At 61.4% G+C, this 24,107-nt stretch carries 22 protein-coding genes; 16 read left to right on the top strand and 6 right to left on the bottom strand.

The genetic code is table 11. The features are described 5' to 3' along the window. Positions 1 to 5: 5 nt before the first annotated feature. The gene (gene guaD / locus N805_RS01025) at positions 6 to 1,310 is read left to right on the top strand and encodes a guanine deaminase (protein WP_019472844.1); all 1,305 of its coding nucleotides are present in this window, start codon (positions 6 to 8) and stop codon (positions 1,308 to 1,310) included. Here the strand turns inward: guaD and aqpZ are convergent. Beyond that, a complete protein-coding gene (aqpZ, locus tag N805_RS01020; RefSeq protein WP_019472843.1) occupies positions 1,307 to 2,005 on the bottom strand; it encodes an aquaporin Z in 699 nt (232 codons plus the stop codon). The genes guaD and aqpZ overlap by 4 nt on opposite strands. 236 nt (positions 2,006 to 2,241) lie before the next feature. Further along, complete coding sequence (locus tag N805_RS01015; RefSeq protein ID WP_019471484.1) at positions 2,242 to 2,997, bottom strand: GntR family transcriptional regulator; 756 nt, start codon at positions 2,995 to 2,997, stop codon at positions 2,242 to 2,244. 283 nt (positions 2,998 to 3,280) lie between these two features. Between N805_RS01015 and N805_RS01010 the strand changes: the two genes are divergently transcribed. Further along, positions 3,281 to 4,630 carry an NCS2 family permease gene (locus N805_RS01010; RefSeq protein WP_019471483.1) on the top strand — a complete coding sequence of 450 codons (1,350 nt, stop codon included), beginning with the start codon at positions 3,281 to 3,283 and terminating at the stop codon, positions 4,628 to 4,630. Here N805_RS01010 and N805_RS31200 read toward each other — a convergent pair. Both N805_RS31200 and uraH read right to left on the bottom strand, forming a co-directional pair. After that, positions 4,605 to 5,351: an RHS repeat-associated core domain-containing protein gene (locus tag N805_RS31200; RefSeq protein WP_080956760.1), complete on the bottom strand. Its 747-nt coding sequence runs from the start codon at positions 5,349 to 5,351 to the stop codon at positions 4,605 to 4,607. The two genes, N805_RS01010 and N805_RS31200, sit on opposite strands and share 26 nt — an antisense overlap. Before the next feature lie 183 nt (positions 5,352 to 5,534). Beyond that, the gene (uraH, locus tag N805_RS01005) at positions 5,535 to 5,888 is read right to left on the bottom strand and encodes a hydroxyisourate hydrolase (protein ID WP_019471482.1); all 354 of its coding nucleotides are present in this window, start codon (positions 5,886 to 5,888) and stop codon (positions 5,535 to 5,537) included. Positions 5,889 to 6,287: 399 nt separating this feature from the next. On the opposite strand from uraH, the gene puuE reads away from it, so the two are divergent. From puuE to N805_RS00970, 7 genes are all read left to right on the top strand, one after another. After that, a complete protein-coding gene (puuE, locus tag N805_RS01000) occupies positions 6,288 to 7,214 on the top strand; it encodes an allantoinase PuuE (RefSeq protein WP_019471481.1) in 927 nt (308 codons plus the stop codon). Next, entirely contained in the window at positions 7,214 to 7,729 is a 516-nt protein-coding gene (gene uraD, locus N805_RS00995) for a 2-oxo-4-hydroxy-4-carboxy-5-ureidoimidazoline decarboxylase (protein ID WP_019471480.1), read from the top strand. The genes puuE and uraD overlap by 1 nt, the downstream gene beginning before the upstream one ends. A gap of 49 nt (positions 7,730 to 7,778) precedes the next feature. Beyond that, positions 7,779 to 8,282, top strand: coding sequence for an ureidoglycolate lyase (locus N805_RS00990; RefSeq protein WP_016488365.1), 504 nt, complete (start codon positions 7,779 to 7,781; stop codon positions 8,280 to 8,282). Between the two features lie 43 nt (positions 8,283 to 8,325). Continuing rightward, positions 8,326 to 9,654, top strand: a complete 1,329-nt coding sequence (locus tag N805_RS00985) for a urate hydroxylase PuuD (protein WP_019471479.1) — start codon at positions 8,326 to 8,328, stop codon at positions 9,652 to 9,654. Positions 9,655 to 9,879: 225 nt separating this feature from the next. Further along, positions 9,880 to 11,235 (top strand): nucleobase:cation symporter-2 family protein, encoded by a 1,356-nt coding sequence (locus tag N805_RS00980; protein ID WP_012273436.1) that lies wholly within the window; start codon positions 9,880 to 9,882, stop codon positions 11,233 to 11,235. A gap of 140 nt (positions 11,236 to 11,375) precedes the next feature. Beyond that, the gene (locus N805_RS00975; RefSeq protein ID WP_026034457.1) at positions 11,376 to 12,161 is read left to right on the top strand and encodes an outer membrane protein OmpK; all 786 of its coding nucleotides are present in this window, start codon (positions 11,376 to 11,378) and stop codon (positions 12,159 to 12,161) included. A gap of 353 nt (positions 12,162 to 12,514) precedes the next feature. Then, positions 12,515 to 13,297 (top strand): outer membrane protein OmpK, encoded by a 783-nt coding sequence (locus N805_RS00970; protein ID WP_016711733.1) that lies wholly within the window; start codon positions 12,515 to 12,517, stop codon positions 13,295 to 13,297. A 152-nt stretch (positions 13,298 to 13,449) separates the two neighbouring features. Here N805_RS00970 and N805_RS00965 read toward each other — a convergent pair whose 3' ends face one another. Beyond that, complete coding sequence (locus N805_RS00965) at positions 13,450 to 14,364, bottom strand: DUF808 domain-containing protein (RefSeq protein WP_019471477.1); 915 nt, start codon at positions 14,362 to 14,364, stop codon at positions 13,450 to 13,452. Positions 14,365 to 14,496: 132 nt separating this feature from the next. Between N805_RS00965 and N805_RS00960 the strand changes: the two genes are divergently transcribed. Beyond that, on the top strand, positions 14,497 to 15,108 hold the full coding sequence (locus N805_RS00960; protein WP_010955036.1) for a TetR/AcrR family transcriptional regulator: 612 nt from the start codon (positions 14,497 to 14,499) through the stop codon (positions 15,106 to 15,108). 135 nt (positions 15,109 to 15,243) lie between these two features. On the opposite strand, the gene N805_RS00955 is transcribed toward N805_RS00960, so the two are convergent. After that, positions 15,244 to 15,684 carry a GlcG/HbpS family heme-binding protein gene (locus N805_RS00955; RefSeq protein ID WP_016498606.1) on the bottom strand — a complete coding sequence of 147 codons (441 nt, stop codon included), beginning with the start codon at positions 15,682 to 15,684 and terminating at the stop codon, positions 15,244 to 15,246. 257 nt (positions 15,685 to 15,941) lie between these two features. On the opposite strand from N805_RS00955, the gene gcl reads away from it, so the two are divergent. From gcl to N805_RS00925, 6 genes are all read left to right on the top strand, one after another. Next, complete coding sequence (gcl, locus tag N805_RS00950) at positions 15,942 to 17,717, top strand: glyoxylate carboligase (protein ID WP_019471476.1); 1,776 nt, start codon at positions 15,942 to 15,944, stop codon at positions 17,715 to 17,717. Between the two features lie 54 nt (positions 17,718 to 17,771). Next, positions 17,772 to 18,554, top strand: a complete 783-nt coding sequence (hyi, locus tag N805_RS00945; protein ID WP_019471475.1) for a hydroxypyruvate isomerase — start codon at positions 17,772 to 17,774, stop codon at positions 18,552 to 18,554. Positions 18,555 to 18,740: 186 nt separating this feature from the next. Continuing rightward, entirely contained in the window at positions 18,741 to 19,634 is an 894-nt protein-coding gene (locus N805_RS00940; protein ID WP_019471474.1) for a 2-hydroxy-3-oxopropionate reductase, read from the top strand. A gap of 259 nt (positions 19,635 to 19,893) precedes the next feature. Beyond that, positions 19,894 to 21,168 carry a glycerate kinase type-2 family protein gene (locus N805_RS00935; protein WP_026034456.1) on the top strand — a complete coding sequence of 425 codons (1,275 nt, stop codon included), beginning with the start codon at positions 19,894 to 19,896 and terminating at the stop codon, positions 21,166 to 21,168. After that, the gene (gene pyk / locus N805_RS00930) at positions 21,165 to 22,580 is read left to right on the top strand and encodes a pyruvate kinase (protein ID WP_016498601.1); all 1,416 of its coding nucleotides are present in this window, start codon (positions 21,165 to 21,167) and stop codon (positions 22,578 to 22,580) included. Before N805_RS00935 ends, pyk begins: the two co-directional genes overlap by 4 nt. A gap of 211 nt (positions 22,581 to 22,791) precedes the next feature. After that, positions 22,792 to 23,667 carry an urea transporter gene (locus tag N805_RS00925; RefSeq protein WP_019471472.1) on the top strand — a complete coding sequence of 292 codons (876 nt, stop codon included), beginning with the start codon at positions 22,792 to 22,794 and terminating at the stop codon, positions 23,665 to 23,667. Positions 23,668 to 24,107 lie beyond the last annotated feature (440 nt).

Raw genomic sequence — 24,107 nt, 5'->3', positions numbered from 1 at the left:
GTGCTATGACCGTTACCCGCAAAGCCTACCGTGCCGCCATCCTGCACAGCATCGCCGACCCGGCCGAGGTGGACCTGGAGGCTTCCCATGAGTATTTCGAAGACGGCCTGCTGGTGGTCGACGATGGCCGCATCAGCGCCATTGGCCACGCCAGCGACCTGCTGCCGACCCTGGACGCCGGCATCCCGGTGGAACACTACCAGGACGCGCTGATCACCCCGGGTTTTATCGACACCCATATCCATTTCCCGCAGACCGGCATGATCGGCTCCTACGGCGAGCAACTACTGGACTGGCTGAACACCTACACCTTCCCCTGCGAAAAACAGTTCGCCGATAAAGCCCACGCCGACCAGGTGGCGAAGATCTTCCTCAAGGAACTGCTGCGCAACGGCACCACCACCGCATTGGTGTTCGGCAGCGTGCACCCGGAATCGGTCAACGCCCTGTTCGAAGAGGCCGAGCGCCTGGACCTGCGCCTGATCGCTGGCAAGGTGATGATGGACCGCAATGCCCCGGACTACCTGACCGACACCGCCGAGTCCGGCTACGCCGAAAGCAAGGCGCTGATCGAGCGCTGGCATGGCAAGGGCCGCCTGCACTACGCGGTTACCCCACGCTTCGCCCCGACCAGTACGCCAGAACAGTTGACCCTGGCCGGCCAGTTGCTCAAGGAACACCCTGGCGTGTACATGCACACGCACCTGTCGGAAAACCTCAAGGAAATCGACTGGGTCAAGTCGCTGTTCCCCGAGCAGAAGGGTTACCTGGACGTGTACGACCACTTCGAGTTGCTGGGCGAGCGCTCGGTGTTTGCCCACGGCGTACACCTGTGCGACGACGAATGCCAACGCCTGGCCGAAACCGGCTCGGCCGTGGCCTTCTGCCCCACCTCCAACCTGTTCCTCGGCAGCGGCCTGTTCAACCTGCCCCAGGCCGAGCGCTTCAAGGTCAACGTGGGCCTGGGTACCGACGTCGGCGCCGGCACCAGCTTCTCGCTGCTCAACACCCTGAACGAAGCGTACAAGGTGATGCAGCTGCAAGGCGCGCGCCTGCACCCGTACAAGTCGCTGTACCTGGCTACCCTCGGCGGCGCCCGCGCGCTACGCCTGGACGACCGCATCGGCAGCCTGCGCCCGGGCAACGATGCCGACTTCGTGGTGCTGGACTACAAGGCCACGCCGCTGCTGGACTACCGTATTCAGCAGTCCAACAGCATCGAAGAGACCCTGTTCGTGCTCACCACCCTGGGCGATGACCGCACTGTGCGCGAAACCTACGCTGCCGGGCGTTGCGTGCACCAGCGCTAAGGCTCTTTTGCAAGGCCCCGGTACAGCGCGCCGCCGATTGCAGCACCGATCAGCGGCGCCACCCAGAACAGCCACAGTTGCTGCAGGGCCCAGCCCCCGACGAACAAGGCCGGCCCCGTGCTACGCGCGGGGTTGACCGAGGTATTGGTTACCGGGATCGAGATCAGGTGGATCAGGGTCAGGGCCAGGCCGATGGCGATCGGTGCAAAACCTGCCGGGGCCCGCGAATCGGTCGCACCCATGATCACTACCAGGAACATCGCCGTCATCACCACTTCACTGATGAAGCCCGCACCCAGCGTATAGCCACCGGGCGAGTGGTCGGCGTAGCCGTTTGAAGCCAGCCCAGAAGACAACTCGAAACCGGCCTTGCCGCTGGCGATGAGGTAGATCACACCCGCAGCCAGAATGGCGCCAATCACTTGCGCGATCACGTAGGGCAGCAGCTCTTTGGCCGGAAAACGCCCGCCCACCACCAGCCCGAACGACACGGCGGGGTTCAGATGGCAACCAGAGATATGGCCGATGGCAAACGCCATGGTCAGTACAGTGAGGCCGAAGGCGAAAGCGACACCGAGCACACCGATGCCGAGAGGGGAACTGGCTGCGAGGACCGCACTGCCACAGCCACCAAGGACCAGCCAGAAGGTGCCGATCAGTTCGGCGCCCATGCGTTTACCGAGTGACATGCTCATGAATCCATTCCTCAAGAAGTTGAACGCAACGAATGCGCAAGCCCAACTGCTTGATGAAGGTTTGCTCACAAGAATTTAGCAGACCTTTGGCTGATGGCCAGAAATGACTGGGGGCCGCTTCGCGCCCCATTCGCAGCACAAGGCTGCTCCTACAGGGATCGCGTAACACCTGTAGGAGCAGCCTTGTGCTGCGAATGGGGCGCGAAGCAGCCCCCTTCAATCACCTGGGCAAACGATCAACCCTTCGCGGAAACCTTAGGCTTTTTCAGCAAATGCGAGAACACTGCATGCAGATCGTCCGAGGCGCTCTCCTCGTCCAGGTTCAGCTTGCTGTCGATGTGGTCCATGTGGTGCATCATCAGGTTCACGGCCTGCTCGGCATCACGCGCCTCGATGGCATCGATCAGCTGCATGTGCTCGTCATACGAGCAGTGCGAGCGGTTGCCGCTTTCGTACTGGGCAATGATCAGCGAGGTTTGCGACACCAGGCTGCGCTGGAAGCTCACCAGCGGCGCATTGCCCGCGGCTTCCGCCAGCTTGAGGTGGAACTCGCCGGAAAGACGGATGCCGGCACCGCGATCACCGCGCGAAAAGCTGTCGCGCTCTTCGCGCACCATCTGCCGCAGTTCGTTGAGCTGATCCAGGGTGGCGTGCTGCACGGCCAGTTCGGTAATGGCCCGCTCCACCATGCGCCGCGAGAAGAACACCTGGCGCGCCTCTTCTACCGTCGGGCTGGCCACCACTGCACCGCGGTTTGGCCGCAGCAGCACCACGCTTTCGTGGGCCAGGCGCGACAGGGCGCGGCGGATGATGGTGCGGCTGACGCCGAAGATTTCGCCCAGCGCTTCCTCGCTCAACTTGGTGCCCGGCGCCAGGCGCTGCTCGAGGATGGCCTCGAAAATGTGCGCGTAGACGATGTCGTCCTGGGTACCACTGCGGCCGGCCTTGCCGACACGTGCAGGTTTCTTCAGAGGTTGCAGCTGTTCGTTCATGGGCTCTCGAGGCACGAAGAGAAAGTATGGCGCCATTGTACACAGGCTGAGGCGATTCCGCAGGGGGCGTTTTACCTATATAGCCGTTGTACGACGCATTGCGCACACAAAACATAAAACATTATTTGCATTCTTTGTACACAAAAGCATAATCCACCGAGCAACTTCTTGACCCGCGAGTCAATAAAACGGTCAGACGTCTGCCTTCCCTCGCGGAGCCGCCAAGTGCATTGCGCAGGAAACTGGCTCCATAACAACAAGAAAGACTTGAGGAGTACCTGCTGTGGAAAGCCGCAAATCCGAAGCCCCTACGCTGGATCTCGCCCCACCGCTCGAAACAAGCTGGCTGGAGCGGATTTTCAAACTCAAGCAACACGGCAGCACCGTCAAAACCGAAATGATCGCCGGGGTGACCACTTTCATCACCATGGCCTACATCATTTTCGTCAACCCCAACATCATGGCCGACGCCGGCATCGACCATGGTGCCGCCTTTGTCGCCACCTGCATCGCCGCCGCGCTGGGCTGCCTGCTGATGGGCCTGTACGCCAACTGGCCGGTGGGCCTGGCACCGGGCATGGGGCTTAACGCCTTCTTCACCTACACCGTGGTAGGCACCATGGGCTACAACTGGGAAACGGCGCTGGGTGCGGTGTTCGTCTCGGGCGTGCTGTTCATGTTCCTGACCTTGTCGAAAGTGCGCGAATGGTTGCTGAACAGCATCCCGGTGAGCCTGCGCCATGCCATGGGGGCCGGCGTCGGATTGTTTCTCGGGCTGATCGGCCTGAAGACGGCAGGCATCATCGTCGACAGCCCCGCCACCCTGATCAAGCTGGGCTCGCTGCATGAGCCGGGGCCGCTGCTGGCGGCAATCTGCTTCCTGCTGATCGCCATCCTCAGCTACAAGCGGGTGTTCGGCGCGATCCTGATCAGCATCATCGGTGTCACCCTGGCGGGCTGGGGCCTGGGCCTGGTCAAGTTTGGCGGGGTGATGTCGATGCCGCCGAGCCTGGCACCAACGTGGATGGCCATGGACGTGGCCGGGGTGTTCAACGTCAGCATGATCAGCGTGGTGCTGGCGTTTCTGTTCGTGCACATGTTCGACACCGCCGGCACGCTGATGGGCGTGGCGCAGCGGGCCAACCTGGTGGCGCCGGACGGGCGTATCGAGAACCTGTCGAAGGCGCTGAAGGCGGACAGTGCTTCGAGTGTGTTCGGTGCGGTGGTAGGCGTACCGCCGGTGACCAGCTATGTGGAGAGTGCTGCCGGTGTTGCTGCTGGTGGCCGTACTGGCCTCACGGCTGTGGTGGTCGGCCTGCTGTTCATCGCCGCGATGTTCTTCGCGCCGCTGGCCGGGATGATTCCGGCGTACGCGACGGCCGGCGCCCTGATCTACGTGGCAATGCTGATGATGGGCAGCATGGCGCACATTCATTGGGACGAGGCCACCGACAGCATTCCGGCGATCGTCACGGTGATCATGATGCCGCTGACCTTCTCGGTGGCGGATGGTATTGCCCTGGGCTTCATCAGCTATGTGGCATTGAAGGCGGGTACTGGCAAATACAAGGAAATCTCCGCCAGCCTGTGGGTGCTGTGCGCAATCTTCATTGCCAAGTTTGTTTTCCTCTGATTTTAACCGCTTCAACAGAGGGCGCTTCGGCGCCCTGACTCTCTGATCGAATTGATGTTGTTTTCGTCTTCGCGAAAATGCCCGTTGGGGGGAGGTCAATTGGCACTGCCCCTGGAGGAACCTTTTCAACCATTTTGATAACCCCGTAGGCCGGTGGATGAATCGCCGTTACCCCATTCACATCCTTCTTATAACCTATTCCGGGAACCAGACTGACACCGTCTTGCAACATACCCGCAAAGACAACACCCTCTATAGCTTTTGCTCTATAGGGTTCAACGTATGCACGAGATTTTCCGAAATATACCGCTTCGCCCAAAGATCGCTGGCCTTCGAGTGAATGCCCACGCTTCAGCCCAGTTAATATCGACGATGTGTTCCAACGCTCCGTCGCATGGTACCCAATTACCCCACTGAACGTGGCCTCCTTAACAACAGGTTCTGCAATCCGCAGCAGTTTATTCCAAATGTTACGCCCACTTGGATCCTGGTTGTTGACTGGGTCTCCCAGGCAGTATGCATAAGCGTTCAAGCCGCCTTGAGCAAACGGGCTCAAGCTGTCCGCGCTCAGGAAACGCATCAAAACTGTACTGTACGATCTATGACCATTACCCAAATGGTAATATCCAGTGATCAGAGCCGGTCGTTCTCCATTGAACCCAAGAACGCCCGGGCTGGGTGAATGGTAGCCATAGGGCGAGTACACTTTTTTTGTGTTCATTCTGGCATTCTGTCAATGCAAATCGGGAAGCCGATTATCCCTGGATGAATTCATCAGAGGCTACTGATAAAAATGTCAGTAAAAGGGTTAATTTCAGCTGAACGTATAAAAACACCAGACGAAAAAAAGCCCGCCAGTGTGAGAGCGGGCCAAAGGACCTACGAAGATTCTTCTAGCGACCAACTAGCTTCCACGATAGGTCGAATAGCTGTACGGCGAGATCAGCAGTGGCACGTGGTAGTGCTCCTGCGACTCGTCGATGCCAAAGCGCAGCACAACAACATCCAGAAACGCCTGGGCCGGCAGCTGCACGCCACGGGCGCGGTAGTAGTCGCCAGCGCTGAACTGCAGCTGGTAAACGCCGCTGCGGTAGTCGTCACCCTGCAGCAGCGGCGCGTCGACGCGGCCATCGCTGTTGGTCAGGGCGGTGTTCACCAGCTCCAGCTGCTGGCCTTCGACACGGTACAGCTCGACCTTGATCGAGCTGCCCGGGCAGCCATGCGCGGCATCCAGTACGTGTGTGGTCAAACGTCCCATTGCTTGTCGCCTCTTGTTCAATCTGTGGGCAAAAAATACACGGCCATCACCACCCTATAGGGTCTGCGATGTGCGGGAATGACGCCATTAAGACATTCCATCGCAAAATTGTACACAATTTTTTGATCCCTTCTGTCGCGCCCCGCGATTCTTGCCCAGAAACGACCCATCGGTCGCAAATACAGGGCCGGCGCAGACCCTAATGTCATAAGCTGACCAATCAGGCAGGTTTCTTGCACTGTATTTCCCGGTCGCTGCGCGGCGACAAAAGGGAAGAAATGCGGAAAAACAGACTTACAAAAGATTTCAGAAGTTGTATACAATCAGCTCATCCGGTGGTGCGACATACCGACGCGGCCCGCCCACCACCCGCACTAACGCACAAGAAGGAAGACTGCAGTGAGCGCTGACTACCCTCGCGACCTGATCGGTTACGGCAACAACCCTCCTCACCCGCAATGGCCGGGCAACGCTCGCATCGCGCTGTCTTTCGTCCTCAATTACGAGGAAGGCGGCGAACGCAACATTCTGCACGGTGACAAAGAGTCCGAAGCCTTCCTGTCCGAGATGGTCGCTGCCCAGCCGCTGCAGGGCCAGCGCAACATGAGCATGGAGTCGCTGTACGAATACGGCAGCCGTGCTGGCGTGTGGCGCCTGCTGAAGCTGTTCAAGGACAGCGGCGTGCCATTGACCGTGTTCGCCGTGGCCATGGCCGCCCAGCGCCACCCGGACGTGATCCGCGCCATGGCCGAAGCTGGCCACGAGATCTGCAGCCACGGCTACCGCTGGATCGACTACCAGAACATGGACGAGGCCCAGGAGCGCGAGCACATGCTCGAAGCCATCCGCATCCTCACCGAACTCACCGGCGAGCGCCCGGTAGGCTGGTACACCGGCCGCACCGGCCCGAACACCCGCCGCCTGGTGATGGAAGAAGGTGGTTTCCTGTATGACAGCGACACCTACGACGACGACCTGCCCTACTGGGAGCCGAACAACCCCACCGGCAAGCCGCACCTGGTGATCCCCTACACCTTGGACACCAACGATATGCGCTTCACCCAGGTACAGGGTTTCAACTGCGGCGAGCAGTTCTTCCAGTACCTGAAAGACGCCTTTGATGTGCTGTACGCCGAAGGCGCCGAAGCACCGAAAATGCTCTCCATCGGCCTGCACTGCCGCCTGGTCGGCCGCCCGGCACGCCTGGCTGCACTCAAGCGCTTCGTCGATTACGCAAAAAGCCATGACCAGGTCTGGTTCGCCCGTCGCGCGGATATCGCCCGCCACTGGCACGCCACCCACCCGTACAAGAAAGAGAACGCCTGATGACCGCCTTCAACACCCTCAAGCCCTCCGCCCTGAGCCGTGACGCCTTCGTCAAGGCCTTCGCCGACATCTACGAGCACTCGCCGTGGGTTGCCGAAAAAGCCTACGACCTGGGCCAGCTGAGCGAGCTGGACGAGATCGAGGCGCTGCACCAGCGCATGAGCGACATCCTGCTCAGCGCCAACCACGCCGACCAGCTGGCGCTGATCAATGCTCACCCGGACCTGGCCGGCAAGGCCGCCATCCAGGGCGAGCTGACCGAATCGAGCACCAACGAACAGGCCGGCGCCGGTATCCACCAGTGCACCGCCGAAGAGTTCGCCCGCTTCACCGAGCTGAACGATGCCTACAAAGCCAAGTTCCAGTTCCCGTTCATCATGGCGGTGAAGGGCAGCAACCGGCACCAGATCCTCGCCGCCTTTGAAAAGCGCATCCACAACGATGCCGACGCCGAATTCAAGGAAGCCCTGGCGCAGATCAACCTGATCGCCCTGTTCCGCCTGCTGCAGTTGTAAGCGACAGCCGAACCTTTTTCAGTACAACGAACATATAAGAGAGACCCGCATGCGCACCCTGATGATCGAGCCCCTGACCAAAGAAGCCTTCGCCCAGTTCGGAGACGTGATCGAAACCGACGGCAGCGACCACTTCATGATCAACAACGGCTCGACCATGCGCTTCCACAAGCTCGCCACGGTCGAGACCGCCGAGCCCGAAGACAAGGCGATCATCAGCATCTTCCGCGCCGACGCGCTGGACATGCCGCTGACCGTACGCATGCTGGAACGCCATCCGCTGGGCAGCCAGGCTTTCATCCCGCTGCTCGGCAACCCCTTTCTGATCGTGGTCGCGCCCGTTGGCGATGCACCTGTATCAGGCTTGGTCCGCGCCTTCCGCAGTAATGGCAGGCAGGGCATCAATTACCATCGCGGCGTTTGGCACCACCCGGTGCTCACGATCGAAAAGCGGGATGATTTCCTGGTGGTTGATCGCAGTGGTTCTGGCAACAACTGCGATGAGCATTACTTCACCGAGGAACAGATGCTGATCCTCAATCCCCACCAATAAGAAAAGGTCGATCATCGCTAGGTGATCGGCAGAGGTACATACTGTGGAAGCACACCTTCACGAATGGCTGAACCTGAGCATTCGCTGGGTTCACATGATCACCGGTGTCGCCTGGATCGGTGCATCGTTCTACTTCGTCTGGCTGGAGAACCACCTGAACCGAAGCAACCCGCGCGATGGGTTGTCGGGTGATCTCTGGGCAATTCACGGCGGTGGTATCTACCACCTGGAGAAATACAAGCTCGCACCCCCGAAAATGCCCGAGAACCTGCACTGGTTCAAATGGGAAGCCTACTTCACCTGGATGTCCGGTATCGCCCTGCTGTGCGTGGTGTTCTACTGGAACCCGGCGCTGTACCTGCTGGCCCCTGGCAGCACCCTGAGCGGTGCCGAAGGCGTGGCCATCGGTATCGGCTCGCTGATCGCTGGCTGGTTCATCTACGACTTCCTGTGCGACTCGCCCCTGGGCAAGAAGCCAGCGCTGCTCGGCGGTGTACTGTTCGTGCTGATCATCGCCGCCTGCTGGGGCTTCAGCCTGGTGTTCAGCGGCCGTGGTGCATACCTGCACACCGGCGCGATCATCGGCACCATCATGGTCGGTAACGTGTTCCGCATCATCATGCCGGCCCAGCGCCAGCTGGTGGCGGCGATCGAGAACAACCAGACGCCCGACCCGGTACTGCCGGCCAAGGGCCTGCTGCGCTCGCGTCACAACAACTACTTCACCCTGCCGGTGCTGTTCATCATGATCAGCAACCATTTCCCGAGCACCTACGGTAGCCAGTACAACTGGCTGATCCTGGCCGGTATCGCAGTAGCCGCGGTTTTGATCCGCCACTACTTCAACACCCGCCACGACAGCAACAAGTACGCCTGGACCCTGCCGGTCGGCGCCCTGGCGATGATCTGCCTGGCCTACGTCACCGGCCCGAAACCGATGGCCGTAAGCCCTGAGCAAGCCGCAGCGCAAGTCGAGTACCAGCCGCTGCCTGCGACTGCCGTCGGTGGCAAGACCGCTGCCGAGCAGCGCGCCGAGGACGCCGCCAAGGCTGCCGAAGCGCCGGCTGCACCTGCGCAAGCACCGGCCCAGGCCGCTGCCCAGGCCGGCGGTGGCGACTTCGACAAGATCCACAATGTCATCCAGGAACGCTGCACCGTGTGCCACTCGTCCAAGCCGACCAGCCCACTGTTCAGCGCCGCCCCTGCCGGCGTGATGTTCGACACCCCGCAGCAGATCCAGGCCCAGGCCGCGCGCATCCAGGCGCAAGCGGTCGCCAGCCAGATCATGCCGCTGGGCAACATCACCCAGATGACCACCGAAGAGCGCAAGCTCGTCGGCGACTGGATCGCCAAAGGCGCCCAGGTCAACTGATAGCACCTCGCTAGCCAACCCGCTCCCAGGGGGATCACCTCCCCTGTGGGAGCGGGCTTGCCCGCGAAGAGGCCGGTAGCCCCGGCCTCAAAGCTTCATGTGTTACGCAACAAGCAAGCATCGAGCGTCAGCATTCACAGCGGGAAATCCAAGCTTCTTCCTGAAGCCTGCCGCATGGAGCTTGTCGCTTGGATCCGAGAATAAAAACAAAACTCGAGGTGCTGCATGTCCGAGTCACGCAAGGCGTATATCCCCATTGCGCCGCCGCGCGAACCCTTGCCCTTGTTCCAACTGATCCTGGTTGGCCTGCAACACGTTCTGCTGATGTACGGTGGCGCCATTGCCGTGCCGTTGATCATCGGCCAGGCCGCTGGGTTGTCCCGTGAAGAAGTCGCTTTCCTGATCAACGCCGACCTGCTGGTCGCGGGCGTCGCCACCATTATCCAATCGTTCGGTATCGGCCCGGTGGGCATACGCATGCCGGTGATGATGGGTGCCAGTTTCGCTGCCGTCGGCAGCATGGTGGCCATGGCCGGCATGCCCGGCGTAGGCCTGCAGGGGATCTTCGGGGCGACCATCGCCGCCGGGTTCTTCGGCATGCTGATCGCGCCGTTCATGTCCAAGGTCGTACGTTTCTTCCCGCCGCTGGTCACCGGTACGGTGATTACCTCGATTGGCCTGTCGCTGTTCCCGGTGGCGGTCAACTGGGCCGGTGGCGGCCATGAAGCGGAAACCTTCGGCTCGCCGATCTACCTGCTGGTGGCCGGTCTGGTACTGGCGGTCATCCTGTTGATCAACCGCTTCATGCGCGGTTTCTGGGTCAACGTGTCGGTGCTGGTGGGCATGGGCCTTGGCTACATCCTGGCCGGCTCCATCGGCATGGTCGACCTGTCGGGCCTGAAAGACGCGCCGTGGTTGCAGGTGGTGACCCCACTGCACTTCGGCATGCCGACCTTCAGCCTGGCGCCGATCCTGTCCATGTGCCTGGTGGTGGTGATCATCTTCGTCGAGTCCACCGGCATGTTCCTGGCCCTGGGCAAGGTGACCGATCGCGAAGTTACCCCAGGGATGCTGCGTCGCGGCCTGCTGTGCGATGCCGGTGCATCGTTCATTGCCGGCTTCTTCAACACCTTCACCCACTCCTCGTTCGCCCAGAACATCGGCCTGGTGCAGATGACCGGGGTGCGCTGCCGCTTTGTCACCATCGTGGCGGGTGCACTGCTGATCCTGCTCAGCCTGCTGCCCAAGGCGGCCTTCCTGATTGCTTCGATCCCGCCTGCTGTGCTGGGCGGCGCGTCCATTGCCATGTTCGGCATGGTCACCGCCACCGGGATCAAGATTCTTCAGGAGGCGGACATCGGCGACCGCCGCAACCAGCTGCTGGTGGCGGTGAGCGTCGGCTTCGGGTTGATCCCCGTGGTGCGCCCGGAGTTCTTTGCCCAGATGCCGCAGTGGATGGAACCCATCACCCACAGTGGTATCGCCATGGCCACGGTCAGTGCCCTGGTTTTGAACGTGCTGTTCAACATCCTCGGTGGCGCCGACCGCGCGGTGCACAACGACGCCTGTCACCAGCATTGAGCCAAACGGGGCGGCGCATTGCCGCCCCTTACTCACATCTGCAGTAACCGCTACGCCGTCGACCCGCCGGAATGGGTCGCCCGGGGCGCCTGCGCGCCAAAAAAACCGCCAACAAAAACAATAAGTCCGGGAATCACAACATGAAGCGCATCACCACGTCCCTGTTGTTGGGCAGCAGCCTGCTGGCCACCCTACCCTCGCATGCAGGCGAATGGCTGCAATGGCATGGCGAAAGCCTGACCTACCTGTATGGCAAGGACTTCAAGGTCAACCCTGATATCCAGCAGACCATCACGTTCGAGCACGCCAACAAATGGAAGTACGGCGACACCTTCATGTTCGTCGACAAGATCTTCTACAACGGCAAGGCCGACGCCAGCAAAGGTGTGACCACCTACTACGGCGAGTTCAGCCCGCGCCTGTCATTCGGCAAGATCTTCGACCAGAAGCTGGCCTTCGGCCCGATCAAGGACGTGTTGCTGGCCATGACCTATGAGCGTGGCGAAGGCGACAACGCAGCCTACCTGATCGGCCCCGGCTTCGACCTGAACATCCCCGGCTTCAACTATTTCACCCTCAACTTCTACGTGCGCAACACCGAGGGCAGCCGCCCCGGTGACAACGTGTGGCAGATCACCCCCGGCTGGTCTTACACCATCCCTGTGGGCAGGTCTGACATCCTGATCGACGGTTACCTGGACTGGGTCACCGACAACGACCAGACCCGTCGTGGCACCTATCACGCCAACCTGCACTTCAACCCGCAGGTCAAATACGACCTGGGCAAAGCGCTGAACCTTGGCGCCAAGCAGCTGTACGTGGGCTTTGAATACAGCTACTGGAAGGACAAATACGGCATCGACAGCCGCGGCAACCTGGACAGCAACCAGAGCGTCGCCAGTGCACTGATCAAAGTGCACTTCTAAGAAACTGACCGAACGCACAAGTTTGATTCACCCCGCTCCAGGACGGAGCACTTGAGGTGCGGCGCGCAAGCCAGTAATCTGCGCGCCCCCTCGATCAGGGCAGGACGGATTCTGCCTGCGTTTACTGACCGCTCAGTCAATGAATACGGGCGGTTGGCCAACGTGTTGCCAGCCTGAAAGACCCTTTTCATCCGTTCAGAACGAAGTCGAGCAGGAAGGTTTTGCCAACCCGGAAAAGTTGGCCCGACCCTTGCCAAACAGCTGTGGCCCACCGAAAAAAGCTGACTCAAAAGACAAAAAAAGCGCCATCACCGAGCGCTGACAACAGATCAATCAAGGGAGCGACACTCGCAATGCGTACCATCAACAGCCTGATCCTCGCCGGCGGCCTGCTGGCCTGCGGCACCACCTTTGGCGGCGACCTGCTGCAATGGCAAAACAACAGCCTGACCTACCTGTGGGGCAAGAACTTCAAGGTCAACCCGGCGATCCAGCAAACCGTCACGTTCGAGCACGCCGATGGCTGGAAGTACGGCGACAACTTCATCTTCGTCGACAAGATCTTCTACCAGGGCCAGAAAGACGCCGGCAACGGCCCGAACACCTATTACGGTGAGATCAGCCCACGCCTGTCGTTCAACAAGATCTTCGACCAGAAGCTGGAGTTCGGCCCGGTCAAGGACGTGCTGCTGGCGATGACCTACGAGTTTGGCGAGGGTGACACCGAGTCGTACCTGATCGGCCCTGGCTTCGACCTGGCCATCCCGGGCTTCGACTACTTCCAGCTGAACTTCTACAACCGCACCACCGACGGCAGCCGCGCCGGCGACAATGTGTGGCAGATTACACCGGTGTGGTCGTACACCATTCCGGTGGGCGATTCCGACGTGCTGATCGACGGTTTCATGGACTGGGTGGTGGACAACGACGAGAACCGCCGCGGCACCTACCAGGCCAACCTGCACTTCAACCCGCAGATCAAGTATGACCTGGGCAAGGCACTGCACCTGGGCGAGAAGCAGTTGTACGTGGGTGTGGAATACGACTACTGGAAGAACAAGTACGGCATCAAGGACAGCGATGCCTTCACGACCGACCAGAACACCATGAGCTTCCTGGTCAAGGTTCACTTCTGACCTGAGCATGGGCTTTGTGGGAGCGGGCTTGTCCCGCGAACACCGGCGCAGCCGGTGCCATGCACCGCGAGGCCGCCTTCGCGGGACAAGCCCGCTCCCACAATGATCACCGTTGCCTACGCGAACCGGGGCAAAGCCCCGGCCATGCCACCTTATGTGGCAGGCCGGATCGCCCGCCACAATTTGCCGGCAACCGCCACCACCGCCAGCACCACGCCACCGGCCAGCACCCCGGCCACGCCGTTGAGCAGTGCCCCGGTCAACGCCCCGCCTCGCCCCTCGCTGAACGCCTCGATGGCATGATGCAGCGGCTCGATGCCATGCACCAGAATTCCACCGCCGACCAGGAACATGGCCGCCGTGCCGATCACCGACAGGCTTTTCATCATGTAGGGCGCAGCCCGCAGGATGCCGTTGCCGACAGCCCGGGTCAGGCTCGATGCCTTTTGGGTCATCCACAACCCCAGGTCATCGAGCTTGACGATGCCCGCCACCAGCCCGTAAACGCCGATGGTCATGACGATGGCGATGCCCGACAGCACGATGATCTGCTGGCTCAGCGGCGCATCGGCCACGGTACCCAAGGTGATGGCGATGATTTCCGCCGACAGGATGAAGTCGGTGCGCACCGCGCCCTTGATCTTGGTTTTCTCGAACGCCACCAGGTCGACATTGACGTCAGCCACGGCTTCCTTACGGGCATTGTGCTGCGCGTCGTCCTCTTCCTTGCTGTGCAGGAACTTGTGCGCCAGCTTCTCGAAGCCTTCGAAACACAGGTAGGCGCCGCCGATCATCAACAACGGCGTAACCGCCCATGGAATGAACGCACTGATCAGCAGCGCTGCCGGCACCAGGATTGCCTTGTTGACGAACGACCCCTTGGCCACCGCCCACACCACCGGTATTTCGCGCTCGGCACGCACACCGGTAACCTGCTGGGCGTTCAGCGCCAGGTCATCGCCCAGCACACCTGCTGTTTTTTTTGCCGCCACCTTGGTCATTAGCGAGACGTCATCAAGCACCGTGGCGATGTCGTCGATCAGTACCAGTAGACTGCTTCCTGCCATGTTTGCCTGTATCCAGATAGGTGTGTGCCACGGATTCTAGCCCAAAGCCGCTGCCTTGAGCGCCCGTCGAGCGCGGTGCTACCATGCCCGATCCCTCTTAGAGGTGGCCAGACACGAGGAAGATCCCTGACCATGAGCACCATTCGCGAGCGCAACAAGGAATTGATCCTGCGCGCGGCCAGCGAGGAATTCGCCGACAAGGGCTTCGCCGCCACCAAGACCAGCGATATCGCGGCCAAGGCCGGCCTGCCCAAGCCGAACGTGTATTACTACTTCAAGTCCAAGGACAACCTCTACCGCGAAGTCCTGGAAAGCATCATCGCGCCAATCATGCAGGCGTCGACGCCGTTCAACGCCGACGGCGACCCGAAGGAAGTGCTGAGTGCGTACATTCGTTCGAAGATCCGCATTTCGCGCGACCTGCCACATGCCTCCAAGGTGTTTGCCAGCGAGATCATGCACGGCGCCCCGCACCTGTCGCCCAACCAGGTGGAGCAGCTGAACGAGCAGGCCCGGCACAACATCGAGTGCATCCAGCGCTGGATCGACCGCGGGCAGATTGCCCATGTGGACGCGCATCACCTGATGTTCAGTATCTGGGCGGCGACCCAGACCTATGCCGACTTCGACTGGCAGATTTCTGCGGTGACCGGCAAGGCCAAGTTGGCCGACAGCGATTATGACGCGGCGGCCGAGACCATCATTCGCATGGTGTTGAAAGGCTGTGAGCCTGAAGCTGCCTGACAGGGCCAGCGGGGCTGCTTCGCAGCCCAATCGCCGGCAAGCCAGCTCCCACAGGGCTTCCACAGTTCCTGATCACTGTGGTGTACCTGTGGGAGCTGGCTTGCCGGCGATGTGGCCAGATCAGGCCATAGCGGTTTAAGCTGCTACACCCGCATCCGCCTTCAACCCCACCTCCTCGATCGCACTGATCGCACACTGCTCGTCGATATCCGACGTATCGCCGCTGATCCCTACCGCACCCAACACCTTGCCGTCCTGATCACGAATCAGCACACCACCCGGTGCCGGCACCACCGGCCGCTCCCCCATCCCGTTCAACGCGGCAAAAAACGCCGGCCGCTGCTGTGCATCCAGCGCCAGCAGGCGCGACCCCTTGCCCAGGGCAATTGCACCCCAGGCTTTGCCAGTGGCCACCTCAGGCCGGATCAGGCTTGCGCCGTCCTCACGCTGCAGCGCCAGCAGGTGGCCACCGGCATCCAGCACCGCCACGGTCAGTGGCGCGGCATTGATCTTGCGGCCCGCTGCCAGTGCGGCATTTACCAGGCTGACAGCGACTTTCAGGTTCAAGACGTTCATGGAAAGGTCCTCTTCTTGTTGTGAGAAGCCCTGAGGGCAGTTGAAAACCGATAGGGCAAATAGAACACAACGAAAGGCACTTTTGTATACAATATTTTGAAACGATCGTATGCGATGGCGCAAATAGCCGTTTTCACGGCCGCTTTGACGAAACCTGGCCTACCCGATGAAAACCCATTGACCTGAGCCGCCAGCCGTGAATACACTCTGTCGCAAAGCAAGTTGTATACAATTACAAAATCGATGAGGCACAACCCATGAGCAAAATGAGAGCAATCGATGCGGCCGTTCTGGTCATGCGCCGTGAAGGTGTAGATACCGCGTTCGGCATCCCAGGGGCTGCCATCAACCCGTTGTACTCGGCCCTGAAGAAAGTCGGTGGCATCGATCACGTCCTCGCTCGCCACGTCGAAGGTGCCTCGCACATGGCCGAGGGCTACACCCGTGCCAACCCGGGTAACATCGGCGTGTGCATCGGTACTTCCGGCCCAGCCGGCACCGACATGGTCACCGGCCTGTACAGCGCCTCGGCCGACTCCATCCCGATCCTCTGCATCACCGGCCAGGCCCCGCGTGCACGCCTGCACAAAGAAGACTTCCAGGCCGTCGACATCACCAGCATCGTCAAGCCGGTGACCAAGTGGGCAACCACCGTTCTGGAGCCAGGCCAGGTGCCTTATGCCTTCCAGAAGGCCTTCTATGAAATGCGCACCGGCCGCCCAGGCCCGGTACTGATCGACCTGCCGTTCGACGTGCAGATGGCCGAAATCGAATTCGACATCGACGCCTACGAACCGCTGGCCGTCAACAAGCCGTCCGCCACTCGCGTACAGGCTGAAAAAGCCCTGACCTTGCTCAACGACGCCGAGCGCCCGCTGCTGGTAGCCGGTGGCGGCATCATCAACGCCGATGCCAGCGACAAGCTGGTCGAGTTCGCCGAACTGACCGGCGTACCGGTAATCCCGACCCTGATGGGCTGGGGCACTATCCCGGACGATCACGCCCAAATGGTCGGCATGGTCGGCCTGCAGACCTCGCACCGCTACGGCAACGCCACCCTGCTGAAATCCGACCTGGTGTTCGGTATCGGTAACCGCTGGGCCAACCGCCACACCGGCTCTGTCGACGTCTACACCGAAGGCCGCAAGTTCGTGCACGTCGACATCGAACCGACCCAGATCGGCCGCGTATTCACCCCGGACCTGGGTATCGTGTCCGACGCAGGCAAGGCGCTGGACGTGTTCCTGGAAGTGGCCCGCGAGTGGAAAGCCGCTGGCAAGCTGAAAGACCGTGCCGCCTGGCTGCAAGACTGCCAGGAGCGCAAGGCCACCCTGCAGCGCAAGACCCACTTCGACAACGTGCCGGTCAAGCCGCAGCGCGTGTACGAAGAGATGAACCAGGTATTCGGCAAGGACACCACCTACGTCAGCACCATCGGCCTGTCGCAGATTGCCGGCGCGCAGTTCCTGCACGTGTACAAGCCACGCCACTGGATCAACTGTGGCCAGGCCGGCCCGCTGGGCTGGACCATCCCTGCCGCACTGGGTGTTGTCAAAGCAGACCCGAAACGCAAGGTTGTCGCGCTGTCGGGTGACTACGACTTCCAGTTCATGATCGAAGAACTGGCAGTAGGCGCACAGTTCAACCTGCCGTACGTGCACGTGCTGGTGAACAACGCCTACCTGGGCCTGATCCGTCAGGCGCAGCGTGGCTTCGACATGGATTACTGTGTACAACTGGCGTTCGAGAACATCAACTCGACCGACGCCGCCACCTACGGTGTCGACCACGTTGCAGTGGTCGAAGGCCTGGGCTGCAAAGCCATTCGCGTGTTCGAACCGGCCGAGATCGCCCCTGCCCTGCTCAAGGCACAGAAGATGGCCGAAGAGTTCCGCGTGCCGGTCGTGGTCGAAGTGATTCTCGAGCGTGTGACCAACATTTCCATGGGCACCGAGATCAACGCGGTCAACGAGTTCGAAGACCTGGCGCTGGTCGGCAACGACGCGCCAACCGCCATCTCGATGCTGGACTGATCGCCTGACGCCCCCAGGCACGCCCTGGGGGCCTACATCGCAAGGAGACAACTCATGCCTCGCTTCGCTGCCAACCTGTCCATGCTGTTCACCGAACAGGACTTCCTGGCCCGCTTCAAGGCTGCCGCCGACGCTGGTTTCAGCGGCGTCGAATACCTGTTCCCGTACGACTTCAGCGCTGCCGACATCAAGCAGCAGCTGGAAGCCAACGGCCTGACCCAGGTGCTGTTCAACCTGCCTGCCGGCGACTGGGCCAAAGGTGAGCGCGGTATCACCTGCCACCCAGACCGCATCGAAGAATTCCGTGCCGGTGTCGACAAGGCCATCGAATACGCCAAGGTGCTGGGCAACACCCAGGTCAACGCCCTGGCCGGCATTCGCCCACAAGGCCCGGACTGCGCCACCGTGCGCAAGACCTTCGTCGAAAACCTGCGCTACGCCGCTGACAAGCTCAAGGCCGCCGGTATTCGCCTGGTCATGGAAATGATCAACACCCGCGACATCCCGGGCTTTTACCTGAACACCACCCAGCAGGCCCTGGAAATCCAGGCCGAAGTGGGCAGTGACAACCTGTTCCTGCAGTACGACATCTACCACATGCAGATCATGGAAGGTGACCTGGCTCGCACCATGGAAACCAACCTGCAGCTGATCAACCACATCCAGCTGGCCGACAACCCCGGCCGTCACGAGCCTGGTACTGGCGAGATCAACTACCGCTTCCTGTTCGAGCACCTGGACCGCATTGGCTACCAGGGCTGGGTGGGCGCGGAGTACAAGCCCAAGACCACTACCGAAGCGGGCCTGGGCTGGTTGAAAACCCACAACGCTATTTAAGGATGCACACGCACTTTGTAGGAGCGGCCTTGCGTCGCGATGGGCTGCGCAGCAGCTCCGGCAATCTCTGCTGTGGCTGAAATTCTGGGGGCGCTGCGCACCCCTTTCGCGACACAAGGCCGCTCCTACAAGGGTCTGCGTCGCCTGCTCCATCGAGATTCAACAAATACAACGAGGTAATCTCTCATGGCTAAAATCGGTTTCATCGGCACCGGCATCATGGGCAAGCCCATGGCCCAAAACCTGCAAAAAGCAGGTCACAGCCTGTTCGTTTCCACCCACCACGACGCCGCGCCAGCCGACCTGATCGCCGCCGGTGCAGTGGCCCTGGCCAACCCGAAAGAGGTTGCCCAGGAAGCCGAATTCATCATCGTCATGGTGCCGGACACCCCGCAGGTAGAAGCCGTACTGTTCGGTGAAAACGGCGTGGCCGAAGGCGTAGGCCCGAACAAGGTCGTGATCGACATGAGTTCGATTTCGCCTACCGCCACTAAAGCCTTCGCCGAAAAAATCAAGGCAACCGGCGCAGCCTACCTGGACGCCCCGGTGTCCGGTGGTGAGGTCGGTGCCAAGGCCGCGACCCTCAGCATCATGGTCGGTGGCTGCCCGAAAGCCTTCGAGCGCACCCTGCCGCTGTTCGAAGCCATGGGCAAGAACATCACCCGCGTGGGTGGCAACGGTGACGGCCAGACCGCCAAGGTCGCCAACCAGATCATCGTCGCCCTGAACATCCAGGCCGTCAGCGAAGCGCTGCTGTTCGCCGCCAAGAACGGCGCCGACCCGGCCAAGGTGCGTGAAGCACTGATGGGCGGCTTTGCTTCGTCGAAAATCCTCGAAGTGCACGCCGAGCGCATGATCAAGGGCACCTTCGACCCAGGTTTCCGCATCAACCTGCACCAGAAAGACCTGAACCTGGCCCTGCAAGGCGCCAAGGAACTGGGCATCAACCTGCCCAACACTTCCAATGCCCAGCAAGTGTTCAACACCTGCCAGGCCCTGGGTGGCGGCAACTGGGACCACTCGGCGCTGATCAAAGGCCTGGAGCACATGGCCAACTTCTCGATCCGCGGCGACAAGTAATCTGAATTCGGGGGCTGCTGCGCAGCCCGATCGCGACACAAGGCCGCTCCTACAAGCGGTACGCGATCCCCTGTAGGAGCGGCCTTGTGTCGCGAAAGGGGCGCAAAGCGCCCCCAGGATTCCAGATCAGACACCGCTGAACCTGCGACCACAGGTTCAGCGGTAGCACCGAGCAACACCCGCCCCTGGTTCGGCCTGCACGGAGGCAGTTCCAGGGGCGTTTTTGATTCTGCAGAACAACAATAATTGGGAGCCTGCCATGTCGGTCGATCCGCAAAAAATTCTCCGCGAGCTGTTCGACACAGCCATCGCTGCCGCCCACCCCCGCCAAGTCCTCGAACCCTACCTGCCCGCCGACCGTAGCGGCCGGGTCATCGTCATCGGCGCCGGCAAGGCCGCAGCCGCCATGGCCGAAGTGGTCGAAAAAAGCTGGCAGGGCGAAGTTTCCGGCCTGGTCGTGACCCGTTACGGCCACGGCGCCAACTGCCAGAAGATCGAAGTGGTCGAAGCCGCCCACCCGGTACCGGATGCCGCCGGCCTGGCCGTGGCCAAGCGCGTACTGGAACTGGTGAGCAACCTCAATGAAGACGACCGCGTCATCTTCCTGCTGTCTGGCGGTGGCTCCGCCCTGCTGGCGTTGCCGGCCGAAGGCCTGACCCTGGCCGACAAGCAGCAGATCAACAAGGCATTGCTCAAATCCGGCGCCACCATCGGCGAGATGAACTGCGTGCGCAAGCACCTCTCGGCGATCAAGGGCGGCCGCCTGGCCAAGGCCTGCTGGCCAGCCACGGTCTACACCTATGCCATTTCCGATGTGCCGGGCGACCTCGCCACCGTGATCGCTTCCGGCCCCACCGTGGCCGACCCGAGCACGTCGGCTGACGCCCTGGCCATTCTGAAACGCTACAACATCGAAGCCCCCAAAGCAGTCATCGACTGGCTGAACAACCCAGCTTCGGAAACCGTCAAGGCCGATGACCCGGCCCTGGCCCGCAGCCATTTCCAGCTGATTGCCAAGCCCCAGCAGTCGCTCGAAGCCGCTGCGGTCAAAGCCCGACAGGCGGGTTTCAGCCCGCTGATTCTCGGCGACCTGGAAGGCGAGTCGCGCGAAGTGGCCAAGGTGCACGCCGGTATCACCCGGCAGATTGTCCAGCATGGCCAGCCACTGAAGGCACCCTGCGTGATCCTGTCCGGCGGCGAAACCACCGTGACCGTACGCGGCAATGGCCGTGGCGGGCGCAATGCCGAGTTCCTGCTCAGCCTCACTGAAAGCCTGAAAGGCCTGCCGGGCGTATACGCGCTGGCCGGCGACACCGACGGCATCGACGGTTCGGAAGAAAACGCCGGTGCCTTCATGACCCCGGGCAGTTACGCCCGCGCCGAGGCCCTGGGCCTGTCGGCCAGCGACGAGCTGGACAACAACAACGGCTATGGCTATTTCGCCGCGCTGGATGCGCTGATCGTCACCGAGCCGACCCGCACCAACGTCAACGACTTCCGCGCCATCCTGATCCTCGAGACTGCCCAACCATGACGCCTGATAAAAAAGTAAAGATCCTCGCCACCCTCGGCCCTGCGATCAACGGCATCGACGACATCCGCCAACTGGTCGAAGCCGGCGTGAACATCTTCCGCCTCAACTTCAGCCACGGCGAACACGCTGACCACGCCTTGCGCTACCAGTGGATCCGCGAAGTGGAGCAGCAACTGAACTACCCGCTGGGCATCCTCATGGACCTGCAAGGGCCAAAGCTGCGCGTGGGCCGCTTTGCCGAAGGCAAGGTGCAGCTGCAACGCGGCCAGGCGCTGCGCCTGGACCTGGACAAGACCCCGGGCGACAGCCGCCGGGTCAACCTGCCACACCCTGAAATCATCGCAGCCCTCGAGCCCGGCATGGACCTGCTGCTGGACGATGGCAAGCTGCGCCTGCGCGTCACCGCCAAGCACAACGACGCTATCGACACTGAAGTGCTGAACGGTGGCGAGCTGTCCGACCGCAAGGGTGTCAACGTACCGCAAGCAGTACTCGACCTCTCCCCGCTCACCGAAAAAGACCGCCGCGACCTGGCCTTTGGCCTGGAACTGGGCGTGGACTGGGTGGCCCTGTCGTTTGTACAGCGCCCTGAGGACATCGTCGAAGCGCGCCAGCTGATTGGCGACCGTGCCTACCTGATGGCCAAGATCGAGAAACCCTCGGCGGTCGAACAACTGCAAGCCATCGCCGAACTGGCAGACGCGATCATGGTTGCCCGCGGTGACCTGGGCGTGGAAGTGCCGGCCGAAAGCGTGCCGCAAATCCAGAAGCGCATCATCAACACCTGCCGCCAGCTGGGCAAACCGGTGGTGGTGGCCACGCAGATGCTCGAGTCCATGCGCTTCTCGCCGGCGCCGACCCGTGCCGAAGTCACTGACGTTGCCAACGCCGTGGCCGAAGGTGCCGATGCGGTCATGTTGTCGGCCGAGACTGCCTCGGGTGACTACCCGCTGGAAGCCGTGCAGATGATGAGCAAGATCATCCGCCAGGTGGAAAACGGCCCGGACTACCAGGCCCAGCTCGACGTTGGCCGGCCGAAGGCCGAGGCCACCGTGTCGGACGCCATCAGCTGCGCCATCCGCCGCATCAGCGGCATCCTGCCGGTGGCGGTGCTGGTCAACTACAGCGAGTCGGGCGCCTCGACGCTGCGCGCTGCACGCGAGCGGCCACGGGCACCGATCCTCAACCTGACACCGAACCTGAACACCGCGCGCCGCCTGAGCGTGGCCTGGGGCGTGCATTCGGTGGTCAACGACCGCCTGCGCCAGGTGGACGAGGTGGTTTCCACCGCCTTGGAGATTGCCCAGGCGCAAGGCATGGCCAGCCGTGGCGACACACTGCTGATCACCGCCGGTGTGCCTTTCGGCAAGCCAGGGTCGACTAACACGCTGCGGATCGAGACTTTGATCTGAGATTGCCAGGGGCGCTTTGCGCCCCTATCGCGACACAAGGCCGCTCCTACAGGAACCGCGAAACCTTCAAGCTCACGCGTTCCATTTGTAGGAGCGGCCTTGCGTCGCGATCGGAGGGCGCAGCCCTCCCCGTACACCGATCTACCTGAACTGCGGAAAACCGAGGCCCAAAGAGGCCCACCGCTCCCCCATCAACCTCACTGACTGCCCCATGTACACCAAAAATTTCGTCAACCCGTGCCCGGACTGGGCCACGGCGTTACTCAACGGTTTCAGCCAGGTGCTGCTGCTGCGCAACCCCCTGTGCGGCCTGTGCTGCCTGCTGGCCATTCTGCTGACCGCGCCCAACCTGGTCGGCGGCGCCCTGCTCGGCGCCTTGGCCGGCCTGCTCACCGCCCAGGCCCGCGGTTACGACCGCGCCGACCGTCAGGCCGGGCTTTACAGCTACAACGGCGTACTCATCGGCCTGCTGATCAGCGCCGTGCTACCGTGGTCGGCCATTCTGCCGCCACTGATCATCGCTGCCGGCGGGCTGTCCAGCATCATCACCCACCAGTGGCGCAAGCGCGGCGGCAAGCTGCTGATTGCCTACACCGCGCCGTTTGTGCTGCTGGGCTGGGCCGTGCTGCTATTCGCCAGCCCCTCGCCCAGCGGCTTCGTCGAAGCCGACCCGCTGTATGCCCTGGCGCGTGGCGTAGGCCAGATCTTCCTGCTCGACCAGCCCTTGGCCGGGTTGCTGATCATCGTCGGCATGTTCATCGCCAACCCCTACGCGGCAATGTGGGCGGTGATCGGCTCGGCCATCGGTGGGGGCGTGGCGTTGATTGCCGACCAAGCGCAGGCAGCATGGCTGGGCCTGTATGGCTTCAATGCCGCACTGGCTGCATTAGCCTTTAGCCGGCAACGTGAAAAACCCTGGGTGACGCTGCTCGCAATTGCCTTGGCCCTGTTGCTGCAACCGCTGTTCAAGCTGCTGCCCGTGCCTGGCCTGACCGCGCCCTTCGTCGCCGCCTGCTGGCTGATGCACTTGGGCGGCCACTTAGAGCAGGTTGGCGAACGCTCGAACACCAAAGGGCTGCGAAGTTAGATGGAACATCTCTGATTTATTTAATTTTTTTCGGGCTCCGGACGCCCCTTGCGGATCGCCGCGTTCAGCCCAGGCATGGTCAAATCCCGCTTTGAATAATCAGTCATCTTTGAACCATTAACTACAATCGTGTTGGAGTCATGCCCAATTCGACCACCCTCGAAGACTTCCGCATGAGTAGGGTTAACATTCATTAAAGTGAACCCCTCTTCGCGGAAGCGGTCGGCGAAAGGCTCCAACGGCATCATTCCTATGCCTTCAGCAGGGACAAGCAAATCCCGGACAAATAGAGTTCGGTCTTCGCTCACATAGAACTGACCACTCAAACTTACACCTTCGTGATGGCGCTCCCACACCTTGTCACCAATAGACTTGGCCCTAAAAGGCTTGATCCGCTCACCTAAAGGCGCGACAGGATCGTAAGAAAAACCCTCAACACG

Origin of the sequence: Pseudomonas putida S13.1.2, from assembly GCF_000498395.2 — a bacterium.
Lineage (GTDB): Bacteria > Pseudomonadota > Gammaproteobacteria > Pseudomonadales > Pseudomonadaceae > Aquipseudomonas > Aquipseudomonas putida_Q.
Note: the sequence above shows the minus strand (reverse complement) of the source record. Positions and strands in the feature narration are given on the sequence as shown.